The organism is Candidatus Amarolinea dominans (assembly GCF_016704685.1).
Taxonomy (GTDB): domain Bacteria; phylum Chloroflexota; class Anaerolineae; order SSC4; family Amarolineaceae; genus Amarolinea; species Amarolinea dominans.
In genome coordinates this window covers 1-26,578 of sequence record NZ_JADIZS010000031.1, presented here as the reverse complement: position 1 = coordinate 26,578, position 26,578 = coordinate 1, and the positions used below count along the sequence as shown (strand labels likewise).

The 26,578-nt window shown below is 61.1% G+C and carries 22 protein-coding genes; 14 read left to right on the top strand and 8 right to left on the bottom strand.

Annotation, left to right across the window (positions count from 1 at the left end):
• Window positions 1-18 precede the first annotated feature (18 nt).
• From IPF85_RS18935 to IPF85_RS18925, 3 genes are all read right to left on the bottom strand, one after another.
• Entirely contained in the window at window positions 19-183 is a 165-nt protein-coding gene (locus IPF85_RS18935) for an AbrB/MazE/SpoVT family DNA-binding domain-containing protein (RefSeq protein ID WP_343409621.1), read from the bottom strand.
• Between the two features lie 16 nt (window positions 184-199).
• Window positions 200-787 (bottom strand): Uma2 family endonuclease, encoded by a 588-nt coding sequence (locus IPF85_RS18930; RefSeq protein ID WP_343409620.1) that lies wholly within the window; start codon window positions 785-787, stop codon window positions 200-202.
• A gap of 192 nt (window positions 788-979) precedes the next feature.
• Window positions 980-1,897 carry a metallophosphoesterase gene (locus IPF85_RS18925; RefSeq protein WP_343409619.1) on the bottom strand — a complete coding sequence of 306 codons (918 nt, stop codon included), beginning with the start codon at window positions 1,895-1,897 and terminating at the stop codon, window positions 980-982.
• A 288-nt stretch (window positions 1,898-2,185) separates the two neighbouring features.
• Between IPF85_RS18925 and IPF85_RS18920 the strand changes: the two genes are divergently transcribed.
• From IPF85_RS18920 to IPF85_RS18895, 6 genes are all read left to right on the top strand, one after another.
• Window positions 2,186-2,338 carry a hypothetical protein gene (locus IPF85_RS18920; RefSeq protein WP_343409618.1) on the top strand — a complete coding sequence of 51 codons (153 nt, stop codon included), beginning with the start codon at window positions 2,186-2,188 and terminating at the stop codon, window positions 2,336-2,338.
• A 16-nt stretch (window positions 2,339-2,354) separates the two neighbouring features.
• Window positions 2,355-2,771, top strand: a complete 417-nt coding sequence (locus tag IPF85_RS18915) for a hypothetical protein (RefSeq protein WP_343409617.1) — start codon at window positions 2,355-2,357, stop codon at window positions 2,769-2,771.
• Window positions 2,671-4,305 (top strand): TIGR03960 family B12-binding radical SAM protein, encoded by a 1,635-nt coding sequence (locus IPF85_RS18910; protein WP_343409616.1) that lies wholly within the window; start codon window positions 2,671-2,673, stop codon window positions 4,303-4,305. The genes IPF85_RS18915 and IPF85_RS18910 overlap by 101 nt, the downstream gene beginning before the upstream one ends.
• Before the next feature lie 90 nt (window positions 4,306-4,395).
• Window positions 4,396-4,638, top strand: coding sequence for a tail fiber protein (locus tag IPF85_RS18905; protein WP_343409615.1), 243 nt, complete (start codon window positions 4,396-4,398; stop codon window positions 4,636-4,638).
• A 46-nt stretch (window positions 4,639-4,684) separates the two neighbouring features.
• A complete protein-coding gene (locus IPF85_RS18900; RefSeq protein WP_343409614.1) occupies window positions 4,685-4,930 on the top strand; it encodes a tail fiber protein in 246 nt (81 codons plus the stop codon).
• 118 nt (window positions 4,931-5,048) lie between these two features.
• Window positions 5,049-5,291: a tail fiber protein gene (locus IPF85_RS18895; protein WP_343409613.1), complete on the top strand. Its 243-nt coding sequence runs from the start codon at window positions 5,049-5,051 to the stop codon at window positions 5,289-5,291.
• Between the two features lie 241 nt (window positions 5,292-5,532).
• Here IPF85_RS18895 and IPF85_RS18890 read toward each other — a convergent pair whose 3' ends face one another.
• On the bottom strand, window positions 5,533-6,051 hold the full coding sequence (locus IPF85_RS18890) for a DinB family protein (RefSeq protein ID WP_343409612.1): 519 nt from the start codon (window positions 6,049-6,051) through the stop codon (window positions 5,533-5,535).
• Between the two features lie 453 nt (window positions 6,052-6,504).
• On the opposite strand from IPF85_RS18890, the gene IPF85_RS18885 reads away from it, so the two are divergent.
• On the top strand, window positions 6,505-10,017 hold the full coding sequence (locus IPF85_RS18885) for a putative glycoside hydrolase (protein WP_343409611.1): 3,513 nt from the start codon (window positions 6,505-6,507) through the stop codon (window positions 10,015-10,017).
• A gap of 63 nt (window positions 10,018-10,080) precedes the next feature.
• On the top strand, window positions 10,081-11,373 hold the full coding sequence (locus tag IPF85_RS18880) for a hemolysin family protein (protein WP_343409610.1): 1,293 nt from the start codon (window positions 10,081-10,083) through the stop codon (window positions 11,371-11,373).
• A gap of 360 nt (window positions 11,374-11,733) precedes the next feature.
• Here the strand turns inward: IPF85_RS18880 and IPF85_RS18875 are convergent, their stop codons facing one another.
• The 3 genes from IPF85_RS18875 to IPF85_RS18865 form a co-directional block, all read right to left on the bottom strand.
• On the bottom strand, window positions 11,734-13,029 hold the full coding sequence (locus IPF85_RS18875; RefSeq protein WP_343409609.1) for an HlyD family efflux transporter periplasmic adaptor subunit: 1,296 nt from the start codon (window positions 13,027-13,029) through the stop codon (window positions 11,734-11,736).
• A gap of 119 nt (window positions 13,030-13,148) precedes the next feature.
• Window positions 13,149-14,342: an ATP-binding protein gene (locus IPF85_RS18870; RefSeq protein WP_343409608.1), complete on the bottom strand. Its 1,194-nt coding sequence runs from the start codon at window positions 14,340-14,342 to the stop codon at window positions 13,149-13,151.
• Window positions 14,332-15,036 carry a response regulator transcription factor gene (locus IPF85_RS18865; RefSeq protein ID WP_343409607.1) on the bottom strand — a complete coding sequence of 235 codons (705 nt, stop codon included), beginning with the start codon at window positions 15,034-15,036 and terminating at the stop codon, window positions 14,332-14,334. Before IPF85_RS18865 ends, IPF85_RS18870 begins: the two co-directional genes overlap by 11 nt.
• A 281-nt stretch (window positions 15,037-15,317) precedes the next feature.
• Here IPF85_RS18865 and tdh point away from each other — a divergent pair, with 281 nt between their 5' ends.
• From tdh to IPF85_RS18840, 5 genes are all read left to right on the top strand, one after another.
• Window positions 15,318-16,391 (top strand): L-threonine 3-dehydrogenase, encoded by a 1,074-nt coding sequence (gene tdh / locus IPF85_RS18860; RefSeq protein ID WP_343409606.1) that lies wholly within the window; start codon window positions 15,318-15,320, stop codon window positions 16,389-16,391.
• A gap of 3 nt (window positions 16,392-16,394) precedes the next feature.
• On the top strand, window positions 16,395-17,576 hold the full coding sequence (locus tag IPF85_RS18855) for a glycine C-acetyltransferase (RefSeq protein WP_343409605.1): 1,182 nt from the start codon (window positions 16,395-16,397) through the stop codon (window positions 17,574-17,576).
• A gap of 163 nt (window positions 17,577-17,739) precedes the next feature.
• Window positions 17,740-18,534, top strand: a complete 795-nt coding sequence (locus IPF85_RS18850; protein WP_343409604.1) for a LysM peptidoglycan-binding domain-containing protein — start codon at window positions 17,740-17,742, stop codon at window positions 18,532-18,534.
• Between the two features lie 38 nt (window positions 18,535-18,572).
• Window positions 18,573-19,664 (top strand): hypothetical protein, encoded by a 1,092-nt coding sequence (locus IPF85_RS18845; protein ID WP_343409603.1) that lies wholly within the window; start codon window positions 18,573-18,575, stop codon window positions 19,662-19,664.
• A gap of 297 nt (window positions 19,665-19,961) precedes the next feature.
• Window positions 19,962-22,427, top strand: coding sequence for an AAA family ATPase (locus IPF85_RS18840; protein ID WP_343409602.1), 2,466 nt, complete (start codon window positions 19,962-19,964; stop codon window positions 22,425-22,427).
• A 212-nt stretch (window positions 22,428-22,639) separates the two neighbouring features.
• On the opposite strand, the gene IPF85_RS18835 is transcribed toward IPF85_RS18840, so the two are convergent.
• Complete coding sequence (locus IPF85_RS18835) at window positions 22,640-23,575, bottom strand: pseudouridine-5'-phosphate glycosidase (protein ID WP_343409601.1); 936 nt, start codon at window positions 23,573-23,575, stop codon at window positions 22,640-22,642.
• Window positions 23,576-23,919: 344 nt separating this feature from the next.
• On the opposite strand from IPF85_RS18835, the gene IPF85_RS18830 reads away from it, so the two are divergent.
• The gene (locus IPF85_RS18830) at window positions 23,920-26,220 is read left to right on the top strand and encodes a sodium-translocating pyrophosphatase (protein ID WP_343409600.1); all 2,301 of its coding nucleotides are present in this window, start codon (window positions 23,920-23,922) and stop codon (window positions 26,218-26,220) included.
• The last annotated feature ends 358 nt before the right edge of the window (window positions 26,221-26,578 follow it).

The following is a 26,578-nucleotide window of genomic DNA, read 5'->3' as shown; positions in this document are numbered from 1 at the left end:
GGAAGTTGAGTCAGATGATCAGCAAGACTGCCGAAGTGTAACAGGATCGGCCGGAACGGGGATCACCTTGATCGTCTCGCCGTCATCCAGCCACACCAGGTAATCCCCTTCGCGGATCGCATGACGTTTACGAATTGGCGCAGGGATAACGGTTTGCCAACGTTTGGTGATAGATGTCATCATTCAGTGCTGGATCCAACTACCAAGCCGGCGCGGCGGGAATCTCAACCTGCTCGTAGACATCAGCCAAGGCAACGCGACAACCCACTGATGACAGGGTGATGACATCCTGCGTCTCCCTCACTTCGGTGAGCAGCCAGCGATCATCCGGCTGACGGACGTAATGCTCGACATGGCTGACATCCTGTGCAATCAACAGGTATTCGGTCAATGAGCGCAGCCGGCGATAGTGCTCGAATTTCTTGCCGCGATCATAGGCTTCAGTCGCCGGCGAAAGAACCTCACAGAGCACGGTTGGATTCAGCAAGACATCGTGCTGCTTGTCATCAAAGCGAGCCGGACCACAAACGATGGTCAGATCGGGATAGGTATAGAGACCAGTGGCGCTGATCTTGATGCGCATGTCGCTCGGATATATCTTACAGCCACGGGCGCGCAGCTGCGGACGCAGGCACGCAATCAGGTTCGTCACGATCATATTGTGAGCTTCACTGGCGCCGGCCATCGCAAAAATCTCACCCGCGAGATACTCGCTCTTGGTGGCGGCGGTTCGCTCGTGCGCCAGGTAGGTTTCTGGAGTCCAACGGAATTTGAGTAACGCCGTCATACCATTCTTCTTTCACCCTATTTTATGGGTCATCCACTCGTGGTTCTGCCAGTGCCGCAGATTCTACATCGCCTGCCGCCGCGAGGCAAGACATAGCGCAACCCCTTCGTGCCCTTCGCGCTTCGCGCCCTTCGCGCTGCTTCGTGACTTCGTGCTCCAAACGCTACGTGCGTTGGATTTTACTTTTCGGTTTCAAGCCACATTACACGGTACCGTCAGTGTGCTTAGGGTGATCGGCTGCTGGCGATAATACCCGCGCTTGATGTCGAGTTGAGCCACGTAGAGGGTCAGCTTGGGCACGGTGTCTCCTCGAAGCTGATCCTGAGCTACGCCCAGTGCCGTCAAACGATTGCCAAAAGCCGCCCCCGTGTCCAGTCCGATCGAGACGACAGTTTCGTTTTGTGGATGCTTTCTCAAGAAGAGGAAGTGGCGTTCAGCGTCAATCGGAAAGTCTTTGGCAAAATGGTTGAGCAGGTGGGTCGGCGTGTGTCCGTGGATGATGAGGTGGCCTTTCCAGTGGTCCGGATTACCCCCGAAGAAATCTTCTCTGATCCAGACCGATGAGTCCTCAATCCAGATGCGCTCTTTCGTGACAAGTTGGTTGAAATCGGCATAGTTGTTGGCGGCCAGTTGTTCCGCGAGCGACACGCGGAGCATCACACCGGCATGGGTAATCAAGACGTTCAGGTTGGCCTCTCCACTGAGCAGAGGCTCGACGTGAAACAACTTCAGGCCGCGTAAGAACCCGGTGTATTTTTCATCAATCTTGGCCTCGAATTCTTCAAAACTCTTGCAGCCAAACGAGGTTATCGTGCTTTGGGCGCCATTCTCCAGCCAGATTCGCTTGCCGAAGTGTTCCCGATGGCGTGCATCATAGAGTGTTTGCAGCAGCAAGTGCTCATGATTACCCATCAGTGGAATGGCGCGGTCTCCCAGTCCCATGACCAGGTCCAAGACCTCTTTGGAGGATGGCCCGTGATCAATGTAGTCACCGACGAACACAAATTTAGCGAGTCGTTCGTTATCCAAGTGGCTCACCAGCGCGGCTAAAGGGTCATACATGCCGTGAATGTCGCCGATGATCCAGGTGATCTTGTCTGTGTCTGACATGGTAGTTTGCCTCCGTTATCCTTCATCGTCATACCCACCCAGGTGGATTGTACATCGCCTGCCGCCGCGTGGCAAGACATAGCGCGACCCCTTCGCGCTTCGCGCCCTTCGCGCTGCTTCGCGACTTCGTGCTCCAAACGCTACGTGCCTTCGTGCTCCGCTATTGGTTAGACATGCCTGATTGTGGTAGAATCAGCGCCGCAGCCATCTGCATCTTGAACCAACCCTCGATTGCAGCGGGTACCAACCCCGCCCCGGCTTGACCGGGCAGACGTAGGAGAAAATAACATGAACACCTGGACTCCGGCGCGCATCAGCGCGCGCCTCGATCGTATCCTCTGGAAGGTGCAGAAGCCGCCCCGCTACACCGGCGGTGAGCACAACAGCGTGATCAAAGACTGGGACGCGATCCCCATGCGCCTGGCCCTGACCTTTCCCTGACACCTACGAACTCGGCATGTCCAACCTGGGCCTGATGCTGCTGTATGACATCGTCAACCGCCAGCCTGACATGCTGGCCGAACGCGCGTACGCGCCCTGGGTGGACATGGAAGCGCTCATGCGCCAGGAAGGAATGCCGCTCTTCAGCCTGGAGACGCGCCACCCCCTGCGTGATTTCGACATCATCGGCTTTGGCCTGCCCTATGAGCAGCTCTTCACCAACACGCTCAACTGCCTGGATCTGGCCGGCATCCCGCTGCGCACCGCTCAGCGCACGGCGGACGATCCGTTGATCCTGGCGGGCGGCAGCGCAGGGCACCAACCCGGAGCCGATGTGGCCGTTCATAGACGCGTTTCTGATCGGCGAGGGCGAAGAGGTCATTGTGGAGATCCTGGCCGCGCACGGGGCCTGGAAATCGAAGCGCCAGGCTGACCCGGCCGGCGTCACCCGCACCGACCTGCTGCGCCGATTGGCAGCCATCCCCGGCGTGTACATCCCTTCGTTTTACGAAGCCACCTATCACCCCGACGGCACGCTGATTGCCACCACGCTGCGGCCAGAATTTGCCGATGTGGCGCCGCCGGTGGTGACCAAGCGCATCGTGGCGACGCTGCCGCCGCCCACCACCGATTTCATCGTGCCCTACCTGGATGTGGTGCATAACCGCGCCGCGATCGAAATTCAGCGCGGCTGCACGCGCGGCTGCCGTTTTTGTCACGCGGGCATGGCCTACCGCCCGGTGCGCGAGCGGCCAGTGCAGGAAGTGTTGGAGGCGGTGGACAAAATGATCGCCAGTTGTGGCTTCGAGGAGGTCTCGTTCCTCTCGCTCAGCTCCAGCGATTACACCCACATTAGTGAGCTGGTCAAGGCGGTGGTAGATAAGCACGGCGCGGACAAGCTGAGCATCGGCCTGCCCAGCCTGCGTATCGAATCGTTCTCCGTGGACTTGATGAATCTGCTGGAAAAGGGACGCCGGCGCAGCGGCTTCACCTTTGCGCCCGAAGCCGCGACCGACCGCCTGCGTGACGTGATCAACAAGCCGATCGCCACCGACGACCTGCTCAAGACGGCCGAGGATGTCTACAGCCGCGGCTGGACGACGATCAAGATGTATTTCATGATCGGCCACCCGACGCAAACCGATGACGATGTCACCGCCATCGCCGACCTGGCCTGGGCGGTGATGCGCGTCGGCCGCCGCATCATGGGCAGGAAGGCGAAGGTGCGCGTGGGCGTCAGCACGCTGGTGCCCAAGCCGCACACGCCCTTCCAGTGGGTGCCGTTAGAGGCCGAGGAGACGGTGCGCCGCCAGATCGCCTATTTGCAGGACAGCCTGCGCGGGGTTGGCTTCCATTTCAACTGGAACAACCCGCGCGAAACCCTCATGGAAGCCTACCTCAGCCGCGGCGACCGGCGCCTGGCCGATGTCATCGAGCGCGCCTGGCAGCTCGGCGCCAAGTTCGATGCCTGGGGCGATCAGTTCCGCGACGACGTCTGGATGCAGGCCTTTGCCGAGCAGGGGCTGGACCCGGATTGGTATGCGCGGCGCGAACGCCGCGTGGACGAGGTCATGCCCTGGGATCACATCAGCCTGGGTCTGAACAAGGAGTTCCTCATCCAGGAATACCACCACAGCCAGGTCGGCGCGGTGATTGACGACTGCAGGGATCACTGCTTTAGCTGCGGCATCCTGGGTCAGTTCAAGGAACAGCGCCGCGCGACGGACGAGGAAGCCTGGGGCTGCCCGGCGCTGGGCAAGCAGGCGCAGCACAATCAACCCGTGAGTGTCATGCCCATCCCGCTCTACATCAACCCCGATATGAGCCCGGACCTGGCCGCGACGTTCGGCCCGCGCGTGCCACAATTGGCCGGCGGCACCGTCGGTCAGCGGCTGACGGCCGCGGCCGATGGTTGCGCTGCGACGGGGGTGAGTGGGTCTCGATTCGGAGTAGTTTTATGTTCTTGAATTCGGAAGATTTACCACTTTACTTCCAACCATCAGCATAGCTATACTGATCCGGCATCGAAACATCCCATTGATTCCAAGGAGACATTCATGGAACCGTTCCTCGGTCAGATCACGTTGTTCGCCTTCGACTTTGCCCCGCTCTATTGGGCGCCTTGTGCAGGTCAACTGCTGCCCGTCAACCAGAACCCGGCCTTGTTCGCGCTTCTCGGCACCAATTTTGGGGGCGATGGCCGTACGACCTTCGCCCTGCCGGATTTGCGCGGCAAAAAACCCGTGTCATCCACCCAGTATTGCATCGCCCTGCAGGGAATTTTCCCGAGCAGGAATTGACGGAAAGTAGTTCTGTTAAGAACCGTTCAACCGAAAGGAGTTACCCATGTACCGACCATATATTGGTCAGATCGAATTGCTGCCCTTCACCTTTGCCCCGCAAAACTGGGCGCTGTGCGAGGGCCAGCTGCTGCAGATCAGCGAAAACGAAGCCCTCTACTCGTTGATCGGAACCACCTTTGGCGGCGACGGACAGACAACCTTCGCCCTACCGGACCTGCGCGGTAAAGAGCCTACCCCCGACTCGCACTACTGCATCGCCATTTACGGCATTTTCCCATCTCGCTCGTAGCGTGGCAGATCACCACCCAGAAACCTGCGACCCACCAGGAGTTGTCTATGAGCCACAGGCTCACCGTTGCGGATGAAAATGGCTCATGGGCACCAGCGCATGAGCAAAGGAGACTCACATGGAATCGTTTATCGGTCAGATCGAATTATTCCCCTATACCTTCGCGCCCGAGTACTGGGCGCCCTGCGCGGGCCAATTGCTGCCCATCAGTCAAAATACAGCCTTGTTCTCGCTGTTAGGCACCAATTTCGGCGGCGACGGCAAGACGACCTTCGCGCTGCCTGATTTGCGCGACAAAGCGCCCATCCCGAACACAGGCTACTACATCGCTCTCCAGGGTATCTTCCCGCCGCGACCATGATTTTGGCGTTTGGCAGCGCTCGTTTCCATAGGACAGGAATTCCAAGTTTGAGCGATTTTTCAACCACATAGAGCACAAAGAGCACAAAGAGCACAAAGAGCACAAAGACGCCGCCAATCCGCGACTCTTCTGCCGTTTCTTTGTGTTCTTTGCGTTCTATGCGTTCTATGCGTTCTATGCGTTCTATGTGGTCAAGTGTGTGTTACATTAGGAATTGCTATTCCATGGATGCGAGCGCAAATCAGGCTGGCGGCGCGGGAATGGCCGGCATCGCCCTGAGGAAGAAGATCAAATCCAAGTCGCCCGGCGATTGACCGTAGGCGGTCAACGCCACGGCTGCCTCGCCGCGAAATTGGGTGCCATGATTGACCACATGCGCCAGCAGGTGCCACAGCGGGTTTTGATGCGACACCCGCTTGGTCGTCTTGTATCGGACTGTGCCGTTGATGTCATCATCGGTCAGCCCGGCGAGGTAGGCGCGCATCGCTTGTTCTTCTTCATTCCAGAACTCGCGCAGGGAATCAAGCGTTGGGAAGCCGGTCTCCAGCAGCATGGCCGGCGGCGAGATGCCTTCCTGACAGCGCAGGCGCCAGACGACCTCCGCGCTGAGCACATGCACCAGCGCGCCACGCACGCTGCCGTGACTCAGCCCGGCCGGCGCGACGAACTGCGCCGGCGTCACCCTGGACGCCGCGTTCAGCACACGGCCGTTGGCCCAATAGTTGTAATCGAACAGAGTTGCAATTTCGGCCGTGTTCATGTCTTTCTCCTGACAGCGCGTTCTCCCTTGACATCGCCTCACCTGGCGGCTATTTTAGCACATTCACGGCTCGAACGATAACATGCGCCTCGCGCCTGCTCACTCACCCGGCGGCAATTCCGAACATAGCCGGATTCTTCGTAACTGATCAGCCTGCCTGGAATTCAGACAGGATTCACAGGGTTGACAGGATATTCGAACTCTCGTGGCGGTAGTTTTGCACACCACAGAGCAAGAATCCTGTTCATCCTGTTCATCCTGTCCAAATCAACTTGCAGGGTGAGCAGTTACGATTCTTCACTGCTGTTCACCCGATAGTACGCTTGACCGCGCCGCCCGACGGATGTACGATACTCGCCAGCGCACCCAACTTGACGACCTCACTGCTGCTGCTCGTGGCCTGCGCCTTGTAACAGGCAGACGCGACCCTCGTCAGCCAATTTGGAGGACACCATGTCGAGACATCACCTGAAACTTTTTCCCTTGCTATTCGTCACCCTGCTTTGGTTCGGCTGTGCGCCTGTCGAAGGCGTCAGCGCCTCGCCGCCGCAGCCCACCAACGTCACCGCCATGCACCGCAGCGGCCAAACCTTCATCACCTGGAGCGAGCGCGGCGACCTGACCGGCGAGCATTATCGCATCTATCGCCACTATCTGCCGATCAACGCCGCCAACCTGGCGCAGGCGCGGCCGCTGCTCGAAGTGGCCGAGGATTCCGGACGCTTCTACGCCAACCGTTACAATGTGGGCGGCGGCGGCACCTGGCAACCGCGCTACGTTGACCGCTTTGTCATCAGCGATCAGGCCGCGCCGCTGGCGGCCGGCGTGGGTCTCCTGGTCTGGCAACTGCACACCGCCGAATTGGGCGGCTTCACCTCTGGCGCGGGCTACTACGCCGTCACCACGGTGGATAGCCAGGGCCAGGAGAATCGCAGCGATTTTGCCAGCGCCAACAGCATTGGGCCGCTGCCCGAAACAGTCAACGACCCGTTGCCGGTCGCGATCAACGCGAACGTGGGCGCCGGCGGGCATGTCTTCATTCAGTACATGGATCTGCAGCAGTGGAACCCCACGTTTCATGCGCCCAATCCCACCAACGCCTACTACGGCCTGGATGCCAATGCGCCGGCCATCGCGGGCGCCCTTCAATATGCCTATGACTATGTCGTTTATGAGCCGATCGCCAGCCTGTGTGACGGCAGCGTGCCCGCACAGGCGCCCCTCCTCGTGTCATTGCACGGCTGGGGTGACAATGCCTACGACCCGCCCAGCAGTCATCCCGACCCCTACTGGTGCTCGTTCAACGTTTACCCGGTGGATGTCAGCCAAACCTGGTACTTTGGCTTCGACCAGGATCGAGACTACCGCCTGACCACCACACCGCTGGCCGGTGACACCATTGTCAACTACACCGAGCAGCGCATCCTGCGTATGCTCTACGACCTGCTGCGCCATCCAACCCTGGGGCCGAAGGTGGACCGCAACCGCCTCTACATCTACGGCACCTCGATGGGCGGCAGTGGCACGCTGGCGTTTGCGCTGCGCTACCCCAATGTTTTTGCCGCCGCCTACGCCAGTGAGCCGATGACCAACTACGCCACGGCGGGCGATGGCGGCGGTCTGGATTGGCGCCCTGATCTGACGCCCAAGTGGGGCGCGCCGGCGCTCAATCTGCCGGTGTTGATCCGCGGCCCGGGCGCCTGGGCCGACCATCTGCAGGGCTACAACGGCACGGGCGTCTGGGATTGGCAGAATCACCAGGCGCAGGTGCAGAATCGCCTGGCCGATGAGATGGCGCCCTTTGGGGTTGGCCACGGGCGCCTGGACGATACCATCGAATGGGCCACGCAGGGCCGCCCGGCTTATGTCCCGTTCAACGCCGGACGCCGCGCCTGGGGCGGCGTCGTGGTGGATGCCGGGCACACCTGGTTGGGCTTCAACGGCCTGCCGCCCACCCTCGCGCCCGATTCCTCGTTGGTTCCCTTCTTTGCTCTGCAGGCGCTGCTCAACGAAAGCGTGCCCGGCTTGAGCAACGCCAGCGGCGATCTGGCGCTGCCTCCGCCCAACCCGCCCGGCCCCACCGGCGGCTACAATCAAACCCTCGATTGGTCCGCCAGTTGGAACCCCTGGGACGGCGCGCCGCTCGACACGGCCGGCCAGTGGCGCATCAGCCTGCGCACCACGGACAGCTCCAACCAAACCGTGGATGTCACGCCCCGGCGCTTGCAGACCTTCACGATCATGCCGGGCGCCACCTATGCCTGGCAGAACCGCCGCGTCAACGACAACGGACTCGTCGCCAGTGGAACCGTGGTCGCCACCGGTCAGGGCCTCGTCACCGTCAGCGGTTTCGCCGTCAGCGCGGCCGGTAATCGCCTCCTTCTGGCGCCAACCGGTCCCACGCCGACGCCGACGCCCACCCCCACCGCGACGCCCACGCCCGGCCAGGGCCAGTGCGTCACTGATGCCAATGGCAATGGCGTGGTTGACATTCTCGACATCATGGCCGCGACGGTCAGTCCGTCCTGCCACAGCTTCATCGTGCTCGTTGCCAGCCGCTGGCAGCAGCCCTGGACGACCGCAACGTCCACCGCCTCGCCATTGCCTACGGCCACCGCGACGCGGACGCCCACGGCCACCGCGACGCGGACGCCCACGGTCACCGCGACGCGGACGCCCACGGCCACTCCGACAGCGGGATCAACCGCCACGCCCACCCCCACCGTCACACCGGGCGGCGGCGCGCCACGCGCCTGGCCGGATACCAGCAGCGGCGTGCATGTGTTCAACGACCAGTTGAGCCAGGGCATGACGCAGGCGCAGGTTCAGTTCATCGCCACGCACTACGCCGGCACGCAGAAGATGATCCGCTCCGAAGCCGATCGCCTGCGCGCGGTCAACCCCAATTTCCTCATCCTGCACTACCGGCTGGGTCACGGCCTGGGCTACCGCGCCATTCAGAACGGTTGCCAGCCCACCGGCGGCTGGTTGCACATCATCGAAGGCAACGCCTGGGTGCAGGAATGGCCGGGCAACGGCGTGGTGCAGGAACCCTGGTTCTTTCACTGGCCGGAGACGGGCGGCCCACGCGTTCTCAACTGCGACTGGGGTTGGTACCTGGTGGAATTGAACAACAGCGCCTGGCGTTCCTACTGGCAAGCCGAGGTGCTGCGCCAACTGCAGGCCAATGCTGACGATGGCCTCTTCATGGATAGCTTGAGCGTGCCCAATTACCTGGGCGCCGATCACTACAGCCCGCCTTTGCCCGCCGTGGACGAGACCTTCGAAAGCGCCTGGGCCACGCGCATCGACGCCTGGCTGGCCTGGCTGCAGACGCAGCCGTTGGGCGCCTACTACCTGGTGCCTAATGTCGGCAGTTGGATCACCAGCCGCGAGACCACCGGTTACGCCGCGGCCGATGGGCTGATGATCGAAGGCTTCGCGCTGGAGGCCGACGCCAGCCCTTATCCCTACGCCGACTGGCAGCTCCAGATGAACCGTATCCTGGGCGCGGTCAACCGCGGGCAGGCGATTCTGGGTCAAACCTATGTGGGGGGTGTTCAGGAGCGCATGTTTGCCCTGGGTTCCTACTTGCTCATCAAGGGCAATCGCACTTTTATGAACGTTGACCTGGATTTGGAACCGGAGTGGTGGCCGGAGTATGATATTCCCATTGGCGCACCGACGCAGAGCGCCGGCGTCAGCATTGCCAACCTGTATGATGCAACCAATCAGGTCTACCGGCGCAATTTCAACAACGGCTTTGTCCTGGTCAACCCCACCAACCCCTGGGATGGCAGCGGCATCACGGTGACCATCAACCTGGGCGGCAGCTTTCAGCGCGCCGTTGCCAGCGGGGGAGGAACGCTGCCCGCCAATGGGATTCCAACCGGCAGCCTCACCTATCAGGCTGTGACCAGCGTCACCCTGCCGCCGTACAGCGCGGCCGTGCTGCTCGATCCGTAACGGTTCGGCGTCCCGAACCTGGTCGGGACGCCCGGTCGCCCCTGGCCGTGAAGAGGATCATTCATGACCAACGTCGCTGTCTTATTCTTTCTCATTCTACTCAACGGCGTCTTGGCCCTGGCCGAAGCCGCGCTGATGTCCGCGCGCAAGGCGCGGCTGCAGAGCCTGGCCTATGATGGCGACAAAGCGGCCCAAATCGCGCTTGAGTTAGCCAACGAACCGATGGCCTTTCTCTCCACCGTGCAGATTGGCATCACCCTGGTGGGCATCCTGGCCGGCGCTTTTGGCGAGGCAACCCTGGCCGGCCAGTTGGCGACTCTTCTGGAACGGGCGCCGCTCCTGGCGCCCTACAGCCGGGCGTTGAGCCTGGTGATTGTGGTCATCATCGTGGCTTACATTTCGCTGGTGTTGGGCGAACTGGTGCCCAAGCGTCTGGCGCTCTCCAATCCAGAGCGCCTGGCCAGCCTGGTGGCGCGGCCGATGCGCGTGCTGTCGCGATGGGCCTCTCCGGCCGTGCGTTTCTTGAGTTTCTCTGCTTCCCTGGTCCTGCGCCTGTTTGGCATAACTGACATCAAGGATGCGCCTGTCACCGAGGATGAACTCAAAGTGCTGATCGCACAAGGCACCGCGGCCGGCGTTTTCGACGCGGCCGAGCAGAACATCATGCGCCGCACCCTGCGCCTGGGCGACCGCACCGCAGCCACGCTGATGACCCCGCGGCCGGACATCGTCTGGCTGGACCTCGACGACGACCCGGCAGAGGTCTGGCGCAAGATCACTACGACTACCTTCACGCGTTTTCCCGTGGCCCGCGGCGCGCTCGATGCCATCGCCGGCGTGGTGCGCGCCCGTGACCTGCTGACCAGCGCGGGCCGCGGTGACAGTCTGTCGCTCGAATCGGTGCTGCAGCCGCCGCTGCTGGTGCCTGAAAGCACCCCCGCGCTGCGTGTCCTGGAAATCCTCAAGCGGGCGCGCAGCCAGATGGCGCTGATTCTGGATGAGTACGGCGGCGTGTCCGGCCTGGTGACCCTCGAAGATATCCTGCAGGCCATCGTGGGCGACATTTCGGACGAGGCCCAACCAACCGAGGCGGTGCGCCGGCTGGATGGCTCCTGGCTCCTCGACGGCGCGCTGCCGGTGGACGAGATGCAGGAACTGCTCGACCTGGATGATCTGCCCGGCGCCGGCGATTACCTGACCGTGGCCGGTTTCATCATGCGCCAGCTCGGTCATATCCCCAGCGCCGGCGACCGCTTTACCTGGGAAAACTGCGAGTTCGAAGTGGTTGATATGGATGGCCGGCGCGTGGACAAGGTGCTTGTGAGCGAGCGTGGCGAGACGATCGGCGTTTCGTAGATTCCTGCAAGAATCGTAACTGCTCAGCCTGCCTGGAATTCAGACAGGATTCACAGGATTGACAGGATATTCGAACTCTCGTGGCGGTAGTTTTGCACGCCACAGAGCAAGAATCCTGTTCATCCTGGTCAAATCAACTTGCAGGGTGAGCAGTTACACTCTTGTGCCGATAGTTTTGCACACCACAGAGCAAGAATCCTGTACATCCTGTTCATCCTGTCCAAATCGGTCTGCAGGGTGAGCAGTTACCAAGAATCTGGACATTCCGGATCGAATGTCTCACACAGGAACATAGAGACATCGAGATGCAAATTGTCTTCTTTGTATCTTTGTGTCTTGTGTGAGAATTCCTTCAGGAGATTACTTGCTCAGCGTGACTGACGCGGTCATGTTCCAGCGCAGGCGGGAATCGCTCTTCTCTGGCGCAATGACCACCTTGTAGGTAATGTCGCCCTGTTTGCTGACGCCAAGCGCGCCGATCGTCAACACCTTACCCGTCATTTCCAGGTCAGGAATGGCATCGAAGGTTAGCTTGACCGTGTCGCCCGCGCTCACCTTGACCACCGCGATCTCGGTCAGGTCTTCGGTCTCGATCTGCCAGACGCTCAGGTCGGCCAATTGCACAGCCACCATGCCAGGTGCGACATTCTCGCCCACTTTGGCGCTCAACACCGCCACGGCGCCGGCAAACGGCGCCCGCAGTTCGGTGTCGGCCAGCGCGGCCTGGGCTTGGTCAAGCCCGGCGCGGGCGGCTTCCACATCGGCGGCCGCCGCGGCCACGACCTCTGGCCGCGTCCCCGCTTCGATCAAGTCAAGCTGCGCCTGCGCCCGCCGCACATCGGCCTGGGCTGCGGCAATGTCCTCGGCTCGCGCCGGCGCCTTTACTTTGTCCAACGTTGCCTGCGCCCGCTGCATCTGGGCGCGCGCCTGGGCAATGTCCGCGGCGCTGGCGCCCTGCTTCAAATCTTCATAGCGCGCCGCGGCCGCATTGTAATTATTAGTCGCCTGTTGAAGCTGCAACGCTTCCGGTCGTGCGCCGATGTTGGGATCGCCCTGCACCCGATCATAGGCTGCTTGCGCCTGACGCACGGCCGCTTCTGCATTGGCCAGTTCTGCTGCGGCTGCAATCAGTTGCTTTTGACTCGACCCTTCCAGAACCTTCTGCAGGGTGGCGCGCGCAGCCGTCAGTTCGGCCTGCGCGGCGGCCAGGTCTTCTGCGCGCGCCGGCGCCTGAATGCGCGCTAACTGCGCGCTCGCCGCGTCCAGCGCCGCGGCCACCGACGCAATTTCCGGTGCGCGGGGGCCGGCCTTCAATTCGGTCAAACGTGCCTGGGCCCGGCTCAAGCTGGCCTGGGCCTGCGCGACGTTGGCCTGCGCCCGCGCTCCGTTCAGCCGCAGCAGCGCCTGATTGGCTGACACCACGTCGCCTTCCTTTACCAACACCTCGGCCACAATCCCACTCGCGGCGAAACTCAGCCCGGCCGACTGCACCGGCACGACGCGGCCCTCGGCCACAATGGCGCTCGTCGTCTGTTGAGCGATGGGCGCGGCTTCCAGGGACGGCGTCTGTTGCCCGGCGCCGCGTCCCAGGATCACGACGCCGCTCCCAATGACGACCGCCGCCACAATAATCCCCATCAACCATTTATTTTTCATGAATGTTTCTCCCTACTGGCTATCTGAATTTTCAATTTCAGACACTTGGACGCCAACGCCCCGATATTCGTCACGGAGCCTCATGTGCGCCGTAGGAAGCCGCAGCCAACCGGCCAGTGTCAACCCGTTTCGACTGACGAGGCGATGGGCAAGGTAAAGAGAAACGTGGAACCAACGCCCACTGTGCTGCGCACCCAGACACGGCCACCATGGGCCTCCACCAACTGTTTGACGATGGCCAGACCCAGTCCAAAGCCACCCGTGTCGCGCGCCCGTGAACGATCGGCTCGATAGAAACGCTCGAAAACATTGGGTAGGTCCTGATAAGCAATTCCCGCGCCGGTATCACGCACATCAATCTCTATCTCCGGGCCACTGACGCGCGCGCTGACGGTGACCTCTCCCTGCGCGGTGGTGTGGGTGATGGCGTTGTCCAGCAGGTTATGCAGCACCTGCCCAATCCGTTCGCGATCGGCGTAGACGGGCGGCAAGGTCTCCGGCAGGTCCGCCGCGATCTTGATCTGCTTGGCGACGGCGGCCGGTTGCACGGAAGTGACCGCGCGCAGAATGAGATCGTCTGGCGCCACGGCCTGGCACACCAACTTAAGTTGGCCGGCCTCCACCAGGGCCAGTTCCTGCAAATCCTCCACCAGGCGATTGAGGAGCATGGCCTCTTCATGGATGGAGTCGAGCACGATCGGGCTTGGATCGGCCACGCCATCCTGCAGGGCTTCGATGTAACCCCGAATGTTGGTCAGCGGCGTGCGCAGCTCATGTGCGACATCGGTCACCAGGTGGCGCCGCAGTTGCTCGGTGCGCGCCAGTCCGTCGGCCATCGCGTTGAAGGCATGCGCCAGCGCGCCCAGTTCGTCCGTACTCTCCACCTTCACGCGTTGGCGCAAATCGCCGGCCTCCAGGCGACGTACCGCTTTAGTCAGCGCGCTGACAGGCCCCAGGATGCGGCGCGTAAAGGCCAGGGTGAGAAGGACGGCCATGACGCCGGCGGCCACGATGGCTGTGAGCAGGGTGCGATTGACCGAGCGGATGAAGACATCCTCACCGACACGCGTACCGGCGGCGACGGCCACATCGAAACAGCGTATGCTCATCGTGCCGCCCATGTTGACATAGCTCTCGAACTGGTTGGTAATGGCCCAACCGCCGACCAGCGCGGCGATGCCGATCGTCACCACCACGACCACAGCCAGCATCAGGAGCAGACGAAAGCGCAGACTGTTGAACATCGAAACGAGCGGGGCATTGCCTGGCGGCAGAGTGTGCGGCGGCAAGCGCAAGCGCAGACTATTGGACATCGTTACCTCCCGCGAAGGCGAACTTATAGCCAATTCCGTACACGGTCTGCACGTAGATGGGCTGTTCCAGATTTGCTTCGATCTTGCGGCGCAAGTTCATGACGTGTACATCTACGGTGCGTTCCAGGCCATCGTAATCGTAGCCAAAGGCCTGCTCCAGCAGCTCCAGGCGACTGAAGGCGCGCCCTGGCTCCATGATGAGTATCTCCAGCACCTTGAACTCTTTGGGTGTCAGGCGAATAAGCTCTCCCCGCAGGCGCACCTCATGGCGCACGAAGTTGACCAGCAGGTCGCCGAAGCGCACTTCATCTACCTCACGTGCTTCGTTTTCGCTCAAGCGGCGCAGAACCGCACGCACCCGCGCCAACAATTCACGCGGACTGAACGGCTTGGTGACATAATCATCGGCGCCCAGGTCAAGCCCGACCAGCTTGTCGTGTTCGGTGGATTTGGCGGTGAGCATAATGATGGGGACTTTCGATTCGCTGCGCAAGATGCGGCACACGTCCAGGCCATCCACGGTGGGCAGCATCAGGTCGAGGATGACGAGATTGGGCCGTTTGTGCCGTGCGGCGAGCAGTGCCTGCTGCCCGTCGTTGGCCGTCAGCACACGGTAGCCGTCTTTTTCCAGGTACATTCGAATCAGGTCAACGGTTTTCTTGTCGTCGTCTACAATCAGAATTCGACGGTTCATGGTGCGGCGCTCCTGTTGAGGGTAATATCTACTCTGCGTTCATTATATCATAACACCTATCAAGATTGGATGTGAAAATCATGAAGATTACACGAAGATGGCGCGGTGCGCCTGGCGGTTATGACGACCCTTGACGGACGGCATAACCCGTGTTATGATTTCAGTAGCACAAGGATGAACGATCTCCCAAGCCGTGCTGACAGCCCGTAGTAATCAGAAGCAGTAAGATTCACCTGGCGGAGCCAACTTCGCCCTGACTAACCTCAAAGGAGAGGCTTTCTATGACCCACAGTGGCAAGATGCGGGCCGTGATCAAACCCGAACGTTCCCCTGGTTTGGAGATGGCCCTGGTTGACATTCCCCGGATCGGCTCCCATGACGCCCTCATCCAAGTCAAGGCCACATCTATCTGTGGCACCGATCTGCACATCTTCAAGTGGGACCCCTGGGCGCGGGCGCATATCAACCCGCCCATCGTGGTTGGCCACGAATTTTGCGGCGAAGTAGTGGAGGTGGGCAGTGAAGTGACCCAGGTGAAGGTGGGCGATTTTGTCTCGGCCGAAAGCCATATCACCTGTCAGACCTGCGCGCAGTGTCGCACTGGCAACGGACATATCTGCAAAAACACCCGGATCATCGGCGTCGGTCGCGATGGCTGCTGGGCTGAATACATCGCCATGCCGGAGTTCAACCTGTGGCTGAACCCACCAGACATGCCGGTGGAAATTGCCAGCTTGCAGGAGAACTTTGGCAACGCCGTCCACACCGCGTTTGCCACCGATGTGACGGCGCGCAAGGTGCTCGTCTCCGGCTGCGGGCCGGTGGGCCTGATGACGATCGCGGTGTGCAAAGCGGCCGGCGCCCGCCAGATTTTCGCCACCGACATCTCCCCCTATCGCCTGCGCCTGGCACTGCGCATGGGCGCGCACGAGGCTTACAATGTCAGCGAAACCGACCCGGTAGCTGCGATCATGGCCCTGACCGACGGCGAAGGCGTGGACGTGCTGCTGGAAATGTCAGGGGCCGCGTCCGCACTGGATCAGGGCTTCCATGCGCTGCGTGATGGCGGCGAGGCGGCCCTGTTGGGGCTGGCGCCGGCGGCCATCGGCTTCGACCTCAATAACCACATCATCTTCAAGGGGGCCACCGTCTACGGCATTGTGGGCCGCCGGCTCTGGCAAACCTGGTACCAGATGCGTGGCTTGTTGCGGTCCGGCGCGGTGGACCTGGCGCCCATCATCACCCATCGTTTTGCCCTGGATGATTTCCAGGATGCGCTGAGCGTCATGCAGAGCGGGCAGAGCGGTAAGGTGATCATGTTTCCGGATGGCCAACAGATGAACAAGGAGGAATAGATCATGGCCGAGCAATTGGCTTGGATTGCTGAAGAGGTTGCGAGTCTCGAACGGCAGGGTTTGTTGATCAATTTGCGCACCATTGGCTCCGCTGTGGGGCCGTGGATGGTGGTGGATGGTCAGCGCGTGCTCAATATGTGTACCAATGACTACCTGGGGCTGGCCAATCATGCGGCGCTGCGCCAGGCGGCGCAGGCCGCCATAGCCGAGTGGGGTGTCGGCCCGGCCGCGGTGCGCTCGATTGCCGGCACCACGGCGCTGCATGTGCAGTTAGAAAAACGCCTGGCCCAGTTCAAAGGCGTGGAAGATGCGCTCTACGTGCAGTCTGGCTTCTGCGCCAATCAAGCGGTCATCGCGCCGCTGGTGGGCAAGGAGGATGTCATTTTCTCCGATCGCCTCAATCACGCCTCTATCATTGATGGCTGCCGTTTGTCGGGCGCCAAGATCGTGCCCTATGCCCATGGCGACGCGGCAGATGCCGAACGTGTCATCCAGGAAAACTTGCCCAACTTTCGCCGCGGCCTGTTGATCAGCGATGGCGTCTTTTCCATGGATGGCGACATTGCCCCGCTCGCTGATCTCTACGCCGTGGCCGCGCGCCAGGGCGTGATGACGATGGTGGACGACGCGCACGGCGAAGGGGTTTTGGGGCGCGGCGGGCGCGGCATCGTGGATCATTTCGGCCTGCATGGCAGACTCGATGTCGAAGTGGGAACTTTGTCCAAGGCTTTTGGCGTCGTAGGCGGCGTGATTGCCGGCAAGAAGACCGTCATTGACTTTGTGCGCCAGAAGGCGCGACCGTTCCTCTTTTCCAGTGCGGTCACGCCGGCCGACACCGCGGCCTGCCTGGCTGCTGTGGACCTGCTTGAGCAATCCACCGAGCTGGTGGACCGTCTGTGGAGCAATGCGCGCTTCTTCAAGGCCGAGATGCAACGCCTGGGCTTCGATACCGGCCGCAGCCAGACACCCATCACGCCCGTCATGCTGGGCGAGGCGCCGTTAGCACAGCAGTTCAGTCGCACGCTCTTCGCACATGGCCTGTTTGCCATGGCCATCGGCTTCCCCACCGTGGCGCGTGGCCAGGCGCGCATCCGCGTCATGATCAGCGCCAGCCACAGCCAGGCTGACCTGGCGCAGGCGCTGGATATTTTCGGCACGGTTGGCAAGCAGCTCGGCGTCATCTGATCCGCCGCCGAAGTGACTTGACGCTGTCCCCAAGGCGTGGTAATCTCCGGTGCAGGCTCGGACAGTGGTTTGCACAGCCATTCTCAGGGAGAATGGCAAGAGCGGAACTGTCCACCGTGGACGAATCGGGAGAAGGCACCCATTGAAGGGAGAATGAGGAAACATGATGCATCCACAACGACTTCGCTTGACACTATTGGTGGCGCTGAGCTTGCTGCTCATGGCTGCCGCGCTGCTCGGTTGCACGCGTGACCGGCCCGTGGCCAATCAGGAAGCAACCTGGACGCAGACGCCGTCCGTGGGCGGCCTGCAGCCCGCACCCAACACCAGTCCCCTTGGCGGAACGACCGGCGGTCAGGCCGCGGTACCTGCCACGCAGCCTGCGCCTGATGGCGGTGTGGCCGTGGTTACACCGCCACCCTCGGTCATCGCCACCCTCCCCGCCCCGGCCGACACCTGGTCGTATGTGATCAAGGACGGCGACACCTTGACCGACATTGCTACACGATTCGGCACCGAAGTCAACACCCTGATGGCCCTCAACAACCTCAAGGATGCGGGTGACATTCGCGCCGGTCAGGTGATCAAGATTCCGGGCAAGCAGCCGGCCGATGTGAGCACGCAGCCGTATGGCACGCACACCGTGCAGCGGGGCGAAACGCTCGGTTCGATTGCGGCCCGCTATAACACGACCGTGGCCGAGTTGCAGCGCATCAACAGTATTTCCAACCCGAACCTCATTCATCCCGGCCAGGTCATCAAGGTTCCCGGCAGCTCCGGCGGCAGTAGCAGCAGTGGTGGCAGCAGTGGCGGCGAGCGCATCTACATAGTGCGCCGTGGCGACACCCTTTCACAGATCGCCGCCCGTTATGGTGTGAGCACCGCCGCCATTGCCCAAGCCAATGGGATCAGTGACGCCAGCAAGATCTACGAAGGTCAGCGCCTGGTCATTCCGTAGGGATGGCGAAGGCGCGCACGACAGAATCGAGGGAATATATGATTCGCGATACTGAACTGCAAGAATTGGTTGAGATGATGGGAAAGAAGGGGCCGGTCCTGAGCCTCTACCTCAATGTGGACCCGCACCGTCGCACCGTCGAGAAGTATAAGTTGGCGCTGCGGCGTTTGCTTGCCTCTGTGGACGATCAGGCAAGCAGCGCTGACCTGCAGCGTGTGCTGCGCTACTTTGACTTTGAGTACAACTGGCACGGCCGCGGGGTCGCCTGCTTCAGTTGTCAGGCCGATGGTTTCTGGCGGGCCTACCCACTCTTTGTGCCAATCGAGGACAGTGTATTCGTCAACCCTCGTCCGTACATCAAACCCCTGAGCAATCTTGTGGACAACTATGCCCGTCACGGTGTGGCCGTTGTGGACCATGAGGGTGTGCGTCTCTTTCTGTTTTACATGGGAACCCTGGAAGATGTCAGCGGCATGTTGGGCGAGGACGTCAAGCATCATCGGGCCGGTGGTCGCTCCGCCGCGCGTTTCCAGCGCGCCGCCGAAGAAACGGTCGAGCGCAATGTCAAGGATGCCGTCGAGGAGGCCATCCATTTCTTCGAGAGTAGCTGCAAACGCATCATGGTGGCCGGGACCGACGATAATGTGTCGCTGTTCCGCAGCCAACTGCCCCGGGCGTGGCAAGAGCGCGTGGTGGGCACGTTCAATGTGGACGCGAACGCCAGCGCGGCCGAAATCGGCGAGTTGGCTCTGAATGTGGCTCGCCAGGTGGCCGTGGCGCGCGAGCGTGCCCTGGTCGAACAGGTTGTGACCACCGCCAGCAAGGGCGGCCCGGCCGTCATGGGGCTGGCGGACACGGTGACTGCGCTGCAGGATGGCCGGGTGATGCAGTTGGTGATGACGGAGGGCTACGAGGCGCCGGCCTATCGGTGTCAGAATTGCAGTTACATCTCGATAGTCACAGCCGCCACGTGCGACTTCTGTGGCGGCCCCATGCTGCCGGTGCCTGATGTCATCAACACCCTGGTGCGTCGCACCCTGGAGGCTGGCAATAGTGTGGTGGTTGTCAGCGGCGACGATTCTCCCGATCTCTCTCTCCTCGGAAATATCGGCGCTCTGTTGCGCTATTGACCGCCCTAACTGATGACGGCCGCCCCAGGTCAGCCATGACCTGGGCACGGCCCGACTGATTGCCCGCTCGGCAGAGGCACAAAGAATGCGAGCTGATTTCGGCCCTGTGTTCTTTGTGTCTCTGCTGTCAACAACCCTGTGTTAGCGTTCCGTTAGAGATGGAGACGATGGGAACACGCGCTACACAGCGTTTTTCATCGCGGCGCGATAACGCTGACAAATTAAGAAACAGAGGCTTGTGGTTTTAGACATATGATGCGATTCGATCGTTTTACCGACCGCGCGCAGGATGCGGCGATGCGTGCGTATGAAATTCTGCAGCGCTATCAACACACCCAGGTAGACACCGAGCACCTCTTCCTGGCCCTGGTCGAGCAGGCCAACGGCATGGTGCCGCAGATTTTGGATCGCCTGGCGGTGCCGCCCAGCGTGGTTGCGGCCAAGCTGGACGAAGTGCTGCAAACAGCGCCCCGGCTGACGAACGCGCCCTATGGCGGGGGAGTCTCACAGGTGTTCATCACCCCGCGACTCAAGCGGGTGACCGATACAGCCAATGAAGAGGCCAGCCGGATGAAGGACGAGTTTGTTTCAACGGAACACCTCTTCCTGGCCATCTCGGCCGAGCGCAATACGCCGACGGCTCGCATCCTGAAAGAACATGGTATCACCAGGGACAGGATCAGCCAGGCGGTTGAGCAACTGCGCGGGGGACAACGGATCACCAGCCAGGCCACCGATAGCCGTTATCGCACGTTGGAGAAATTCAGCCGCGACCTGACCAAGCTGGCTACTGAGGGTAAGCTCGATCCTGTGATCGGGCGCGATGCCGAAATTCTGCGCGTGATTCAGGTGCTCAGCCGCCGCACCAAGAACAACCCCGTGCTCATCGGTGAGGCCGGCGTGGGTAAAACCGCCATTGTCGAAGGCCTGGCACAGAAGATCGCCACCGATGAGGTGCCAGAAATTCTCATGGGCAAGCGCGTGCTTTCGCTTGACCTGGGCGCCATGGTGGCCGGGACTCGTTTTCGCGGCGAGTTCGAGGAGCGCCTGAAGGCGACGATCGAAGAAGTGCAGCGCGCCGAAGGTGAAATCATCCTGTTCATTGACGAAATCCACACCGTGGTGGGTGCGGGCGCCGCGTCGGGTGCGATGGATGCCAGCAACATGATGAAGCCGGCCCTGGCTCGCGGTGAATTGCGCTGCGTTGGCGCCACGACGCCAGACGAGTACCGCCAGTACATCGAGAAGGATAGCGCCCTGGAACGGCGTTTCTCCCCCATTTGGGTCGAAGAACCGAGCGTCGAGGATACGATCAGCATCCTGCACGGCCTGCGTGATCGCTACGAGGCGCACCACAAAGTGACCATTGACGACAAAGCCCTGGTTGCAGCCGCGCGGCTGTCGCATCGTTACGTGGCCGACCGCAAACTGCCAGACAAGGCCATTGACCTGATGGATGAGGCGGCAGCCAAACTGCGGGTGGCACTGTACACCATGCCGGACGGCCTCAAAGAGAGGAAGGGCAGCCTGCAAAAGCTGACCGCCGATGAAGAGGCCGCCTGGGCCGCCCGCGATTACGAGCGCGCGGCCACGTATAAAGCCGAGCGTCTGAAGTTGGAGCAGGAGTTTACCGTTGAGCGCGCCACCTGGCGGTCCGAGACGGGCCTGGATGAGGTGGTCAGCGATGAGGACATTGCACAGGTGATTGCCAGTTGGACTGGCATTCCGTTGACGCAAATGCTGGAAACCGAGGCTCAAAAACTGTTGCGCATGGAAGAGGTGCTGCACGAGCGCATCATCGGTCAGGACGAAGCGATCAACGCGGTGGCTGATGCGATTCGGCGTGCGCGCAGCGGTCTCAAAGACCCGCGCCGGCCGATTGGTTCTTTCATCTTCCTGGGTACCAGCGGTGTGGGCAAGACGGAACTAGCCAAGGCGTTGGCGGCCTTCATGTTCGATGACGAAGATGCTCTGCTGCGCATTGACATGAGCGAGTATCGCGAGGCGCATACGGTCAGCCGCTTGCTTGGCGCGCCGCCCGGTTATGTGGGGTACGACGAAGGCGGGCAGTTGACAGAGGCAGTGCGCCGGCGTCCTTACCGGGTTATTCTCTTCGATGAAATCGAGAAGGCGCACCCGGAGGTTTGGAACGCGCTGCTGCAGATCCTGGAGGATGGGCGCTTGACCGACGGCCAGGGCCGCACGGTGGACTTCCGCAACACGGTCATCATCATGACCTCCAACATCGGTACGGCGTATGCCAAGAAGGGCGGCGCTTTAGGCTTCATCCGGTCGGGCGGCGAAGCCGGCGATGCCAACGAAACGCGCGAACTGCACAACCAGATCGAGCGCGGCCTGAAGCAGACCTTCCGCCCCGAATTTCTGAATCGTATTGATGAAGTGATCATCTTCGAGCCGTTGAAATTGGAGCACGTGATCCGCATTGTGGACATCCAGGTCAAGGATATCGCCTCCCGCCTCGTGGAACAGGGCCTGACCATTGATCTCAGCCTGGCCGCGCGGCGCTGGTTGGCCGAGAAGGGCTTCGACGCGCAGTTTGGGGCGCGGCCGCTGCGCCGGGCTTTGCAACGCTATGTGGAAAGCCCCTTGAGCAAGAGCCTGTTGAAAGGCGAATTCAAGACCGGTGATGTGGTCTACGTAGATGTGGATACGACGGGCGGCGATGATCTGATTTTCAGCAAGCAGCCTGAGCAGCCGATCGCGGTGGATCTTTCACAGTTCATACCGGCTGCCAGCGTCTGATGCCGTGCAATAAACCTGTAACAATGGCTCCAAAACAGGCGATTTGTTATGGGTTTGTTATGCAATCCTGATTGACTTTTTGTGCGAGTGCGTATATGCTAACAACGTAAGCTCTTTCGGGAGTTTGCGGCCAGGGCAGAGGAGCGGGGGACTTCTGCCCTGGTTCTTTTTTGTCCGGACACCCTCTCCCTGCTGCGCGTCGCGATGAATCGCTAACGCTCGGTCAGGGCCACGGCAATCTGTGCCGCGACGCGCGCATTGTTTTCCAGTAACGCCAGGTTGGTGCGCAGACTGGCCTCTCCGGTCAACTCGCTGACACGCGCCAGGAGGAACGGGGTGATCGCCTTGCCGCGGATACCGCGTTGATCCGCCTCACTCAGCGCCTGCTGAATAAACGGTTCGACCGCCTGCGCTGGTAGTTCGGCGGCCGCCGGCACCGGCACACACACCAACAGCCCGCTCGTCATCCCCAATTGCCGCTTCGCCCTTACAATGGCAGCCACCTCAGCCGGTGAATCCACGCGCGCATCTACCGTCAGACCGCTTTCCCGGCTGTAGAAAGCCGGGAATTGGTCTGTGCCATAGCCAAGCACCGTGACGCCGTGCGTCTCCAGCCATTCCAGGGTGGCCGGCAGGTCGAGAATGGCCTTCGCGCCGGCGCAGACCACGGTGACCGGGGTTTGCGCCAGTTCCGGTAGATCAGCCGACACATCGAACACGGTGCCCCGGTGGACGCCGCCAATGCCGCCCGTGGCGAACACTTCGATGCCGAAGCGGTGCGCGATGAACATCGTGCTGGCCACGGTCGTGGCGCCATCCAGCTTCTGCGCGACAACGATAGGCAAATCTCGCCGGCTGACCTTGCGCACCGTCGTCGCGGTTGCCAGGTAATGCAGCTCCGAATCGGTCAGTCCGGCGCGCAATTCGCCGTGTAAGATAGCAATAGTGGCCGGTTCGGCGCCGTGCTCGCGGACATGCGCTTCCAGACGGCGCGCCAATCTCAGATTGTGCGGATAGGGCAGACCGTGTGCAATCACAGTGGATTCTAACGCAACCCGCGGCAAAGCACCTTCTGCAGATTGAACCTGAGGTCGAACACTCAAGATAATGCTCCTTTTACTGGCGTCATGCGACGACAAGTGTAACACAACTTCGGGCACAGAGCAAGGCGTTTCGGTGCATGGGGACCGCCGCTGTGCGCTCATCGGCTGCGGTTTTTTGTTTTGACATTTCGCGTCATCGCCTTTACAATGATTCTGTTAGCGGCAAAGAGGCCTTCTTCCGAATGTGCCCCTGTGGGCATTCGTTACTCGCCGCGTTTGTGTCCTTCAGTGGTCTGTTGCGTTTCCAGGGCCTCTTTGGCGTACCGCCAGGTTACGCAGGGGGGCTTTTTTCTTGTTCCGACTCGACATCTGTCAGACCCACCTACCGCTCGGTTCGTTATCTCTCATCTCGTTTTGCGCGAAGAAAATGCAAGGAGAAAGGAAAGAGCATGTTGCAACATTTGAACCTGACGACATTTGAAGCGTTCTCGCTGTGGGGCGTTCTGGTCGTCGCCGTCTTGGGCTTGGTCTACGCCCTCTTCCTACGCCGTCAGGTGTTGGCTGCAGACAAGGGCACCGCCAAGATGCAGGAAGTGTGGGAAGCGATCAAGCAGGGCGCCGATGCCTATCTTAGTCGCCAGTTACGCAGCATTCTGCCATTTATTGGCCTGCTGACCATTGCGCTCTTCTTGAGCGTATACATCGTGCCGCCGTCGCGTGAGGCTTTGCAACGCTTCCCTGGCATGGATGAGAATTCGTTGAAACTGCTGATCGGTTTCGGTCGCGCCATCGCCTTTATCATGGGCGCCGGTTTCAGTCTGGCGGTCGGTCAGATCGGCATGCGCATGGCGGTCGAGGCCAACGTGCGCGTGGCAGCCGAATCACGTAAGAGTTTTGCCGGCGCCCTGCAGATTGCCTACCGTGCCGGCACCATCACCGGCATGTTGACCGATGGCCTGGGCCTGTTCGGCGGCACCATCATCTTCATGATCTTTGGCGTCGCGGCGCCGGATGCCCTGCTGGGCTTCGGTTTTGGCGGCACCCTGCTGGCGCTCTTCATGCGCGTGGGCGGCGGTATCTTCACCAAGGCGGCTGACGTCGGCGCCGACCTGGTCGGCAAGGTGGAGCAAGATATCCCCGAAGATGACCCACGCAACGCCGCCGTGATCGCCGACTTGGTGGGTGACAACGTCGGTGACTGCGCCGGTATGGCCGCCGACATCTTCGAGTCGTATGAAGTCACCATCGTTTCCGCCCTGATCTTGGGCTTGACCCTGGTCGCCGCCACCGACCAGATCAACTGGATCATCTACCCGCTGCTGGTGCGCGGCATTGGTGTCGTCTCCTCGATCATCGGCACTTACCTGGTCAAGGCCGGCCCCGGAAAGTCGGGCGATGCGATGGCCGCCATCTTCCGCGGCTTCCTGACCTCAGCCGCCATCTCCACCGTGCTCTTCATGATTGTCGCCTTCTTCTATATGCGGGATGTTCCCGGTGGTTGGTGGCGACCGTTCCTCTCGACCAGTGCCGGCGTTCTGCTGGCGATCGTGCTTGACCGGCTGACCGATTATTTCACCGGCACCGAAGCGACGCCTGTGCGTGAGATTCGCGCCTCAACCAGCGGCGGCCCGGCCACCACGATCTTATCCGGCCTGGCTGTCGGTTATGAGTCCAGTGTGTGGGCAGCCCTCGTGATTGCACTCACCATCCTGGCTTCAGTTTTGATCTACTCTGGCATGGGCGTGGCGTACATCCTCTACGGCGTGGCCCTGACCGGCATCGGTATGTTGACCCTGACCGGCAACAACGTCGCGATGGACTCCTTCGGCCCCATCTCCGACAATGCCAACGGCATCGGTGAAATGGCCGGCCTGGACAAGGACGCCCGCCAGATCATGGCCGACCTCGACGGTGTGGGTAACACGACCAAGGCTATCACCAAGGGTATCGCCATCGGTTCGGCCGTCATCGCGGCGGTCTCGCTCTTTGGCTCTTACATCACCGACGTTTCCAAGATTGATCCCCTCGCCCTGGCCAATGGCATCCGTGTCTCAGAGCCGAACGTCTTCATCGGCTTCATGATCGGCGGCGCGGTACCGTGGCTCTTCTCCGCGCTCGCGATCAAGGCGGTGGCGCGCGCCGCCGGCCTGATTGTGGAAGAGGTCCGTCGCCAGTTCAAGATTCCGGGTCTGATGGAAGGCAAGGTCAAGCCAGACTATCGCCAGGCCGTGACCATCTCCACGGTGGCTGCGCAGAGCGAACTGGTCAACCTGGCGCTACTCGCCATCGTCACGCCGGTGGTGGTTGGTCTGGCGCTGCAGGTTGAGGCCCTGGGTGGCTTCCTGGCCGGCATCATCTTGTCCGGTCAACTGCTGGCCGTCTTCATGGCCAGCGCCGGCGGCGCCTGGGACAATGCCAAGAAGACGATCGAAGATGAGCCGCGCAACCTGGCCAAGAACACCGGTAAGGGGTCTGAACGTCACAAGGCCAGCGTGGTCGGCGACACCGTCGGCGATCCACTGAAGGACACCGCCGGCCCGGCGCTCAACCCGATGATCAAGGTGATCAACCTGGTTAGCCTGATCATTGCGCCGATCATCGTTCAGTACAAAGAACTGACTCTGACCACCGGTCTGATCATCGTCATCGGCCTGCTGATCATCGGCTGGGCCGTGCAGCGCAGCCGCAAGGGCGGCAACTTCGCCGCCGCCACCGCGGCCGTGGAGCACAAGGGCGGGAAGAAGAAGTAATAGTCGGTAGGGCGCGGGCTGGTTGCAGCCTGCGTGTTCGCAATCACAACGGGGAGAGTCGCATGACTCTCCCCGTTTGCTTTCGTCTGTTACAAGACTGTGACAAAGTATTAAGGATCGAGAGATAGACTTGTTCTATTGCATGGGCACCGCATGGGCGCCCGGTAGTGAGCGTAACATATTGGGAACATGGACAGCGGGCGAGATGCCCACTGTCCCAGGGTGTGACGTTATCCACGGTGTTTTTTTGTACGGTTCTGCTCTCCTGCTATAATCGAATGGTTCTGACCGATGATGCCGAAAAAGATCCTCATTGTTGACGATGACCAAGCCATTATTCACGTTCTGTCTGTTCTAT

Bases quoted from the DNA above. Each gene is read 5' to 3' on its own strand.
- IPF85_RS18935 (WP_343409621.1), bottom strand. From the start codon at position 183: ATGATGACATCTATCACCAAACGTTGGCAAACCGTTATCCCTGCGCCA.
- IPF85_RS18930 (WP_343409620.1), bottom strand. From the start codon at position 787: ATGACGGCGTTACTCAAATTCCGTTGGACTCCAGAAACCTACCTGGCG.
- IPF85_RS18925 (WP_343409619.1), bottom strand. From the start codon at position 1,897: ATGTCAGACACAGACAAGATCACCTGGATCATCGGCGACATTCACGGC.
- IPF85_RS18920 (WP_343409618.1), top strand. From the start codon at position 2,186: ATGAACACCTGGACTCCGGCGCGCATCAGCGCGCGCCTCGATCGTATC.
- IPF85_RS18915 (WP_343409617.1), top strand. From the start codon at position 2,355: ATGTCCAACCTGGGCCTGATGCTGCTGTATGACATCGTCAACCGCCAG.
- IPF85_RS18910 (WP_343409616.1), top strand. From the start codon at position 2,671: ATGTGGCCGTTCATAGACGCGTTTCTGATCGGCGAGGGCGAAGAGGTC.
- IPF85_RS18905 (WP_343409615.1), top strand. From the start codon at position 4,396: ATGGAACCGTTCCTCGGTCAGATCACGTTGTTCGCCTTCGACTTTGCC.
- IPF85_RS18900 (WP_343409614.1), top strand. From the start codon at position 4,685: ATGTACCGACCATATATTGGTCAGATCGAATTGCTGCCCTTCACCTTT.
- IPF85_RS18895 (WP_343409613.1), top strand. From the start codon at position 5,049: ATGGAATCGTTTATCGGTCAGATCGAATTATTCCCCTATACCTTCGCG.
- IPF85_RS18890 (WP_343409612.1), bottom strand. From the start codon at position 6,051: ATGAACACGGCCGAAATTGCAACTCTGTTCGATTACAACTATTGGGCC.
- IPF85_RS18885 (WP_343409611.1), top strand. From the start codon at position 6,505: ATGTCGAGACATCACCTGAAACTTTTTCCCTTGCTATTCGTCACCCTG.
- IPF85_RS18880 (WP_343409610.1), top strand. From the start codon at position 10,081: ATGACCAACGTCGCTGTCTTATTCTTTCTCATTCTACTCAACGGCGTC.
- IPF85_RS18875 (WP_343409609.1), bottom strand. From the start codon at position 13,029: ATGAAAAATAAATGGTTGATGGGGATTATTGTGGCGGCGGTCGTCATT.
- IPF85_RS18870 (WP_343409608.1), bottom strand. From the start codon at position 14,342: ATGTCCAATAGTCTGCGCTTGCGCTTGCCGCCGCACACTCTGCCGCCA.
- IPF85_RS18865 (WP_343409607.1), bottom strand. From the start codon at position 15,036: ATGAACCGTCGAATTCTGATTGTAGACGACGACAAGAAAACCGTTGAC.
- tdh (WP_343409606.1), top strand. From the start codon at position 15,318: ATGACCCACAGTGGCAAGATGCGGGCCGTGATCAAACCCGAACGTTCC.
- IPF85_RS18855 (WP_343409605.1), top strand. From the start codon at position 16,395: ATGGCCGAGCAATTGGCTTGGATTGCTGAAGAGGTTGCGAGTCTCGAA.
- IPF85_RS18850 (WP_343409604.1), top strand. From the start codon at position 17,740: ATGATGCATCCACAACGACTTCGCTTGACACTATTGGTGGCGCTGAGC.
- IPF85_RS18845 (WP_343409603.1), top strand. From the start codon at position 18,573: ATGATTCGCGATACTGAACTGCAAGAATTGGTTGAGATGATGGGAAAG.
- IPF85_RS18840 (WP_343409602.1), top strand. From the start codon at position 19,962: ATGCGTGCGTATGAAATTCTGCAGCGCTATCAACACACCCAGGTAGAC.
- IPF85_RS18830 (WP_343409600.1), top strand. From the start codon at position 23,920: ATGTTGCAACATTTGAACCTGACGACATTTGAAGCGTTCTCGCTGTGG.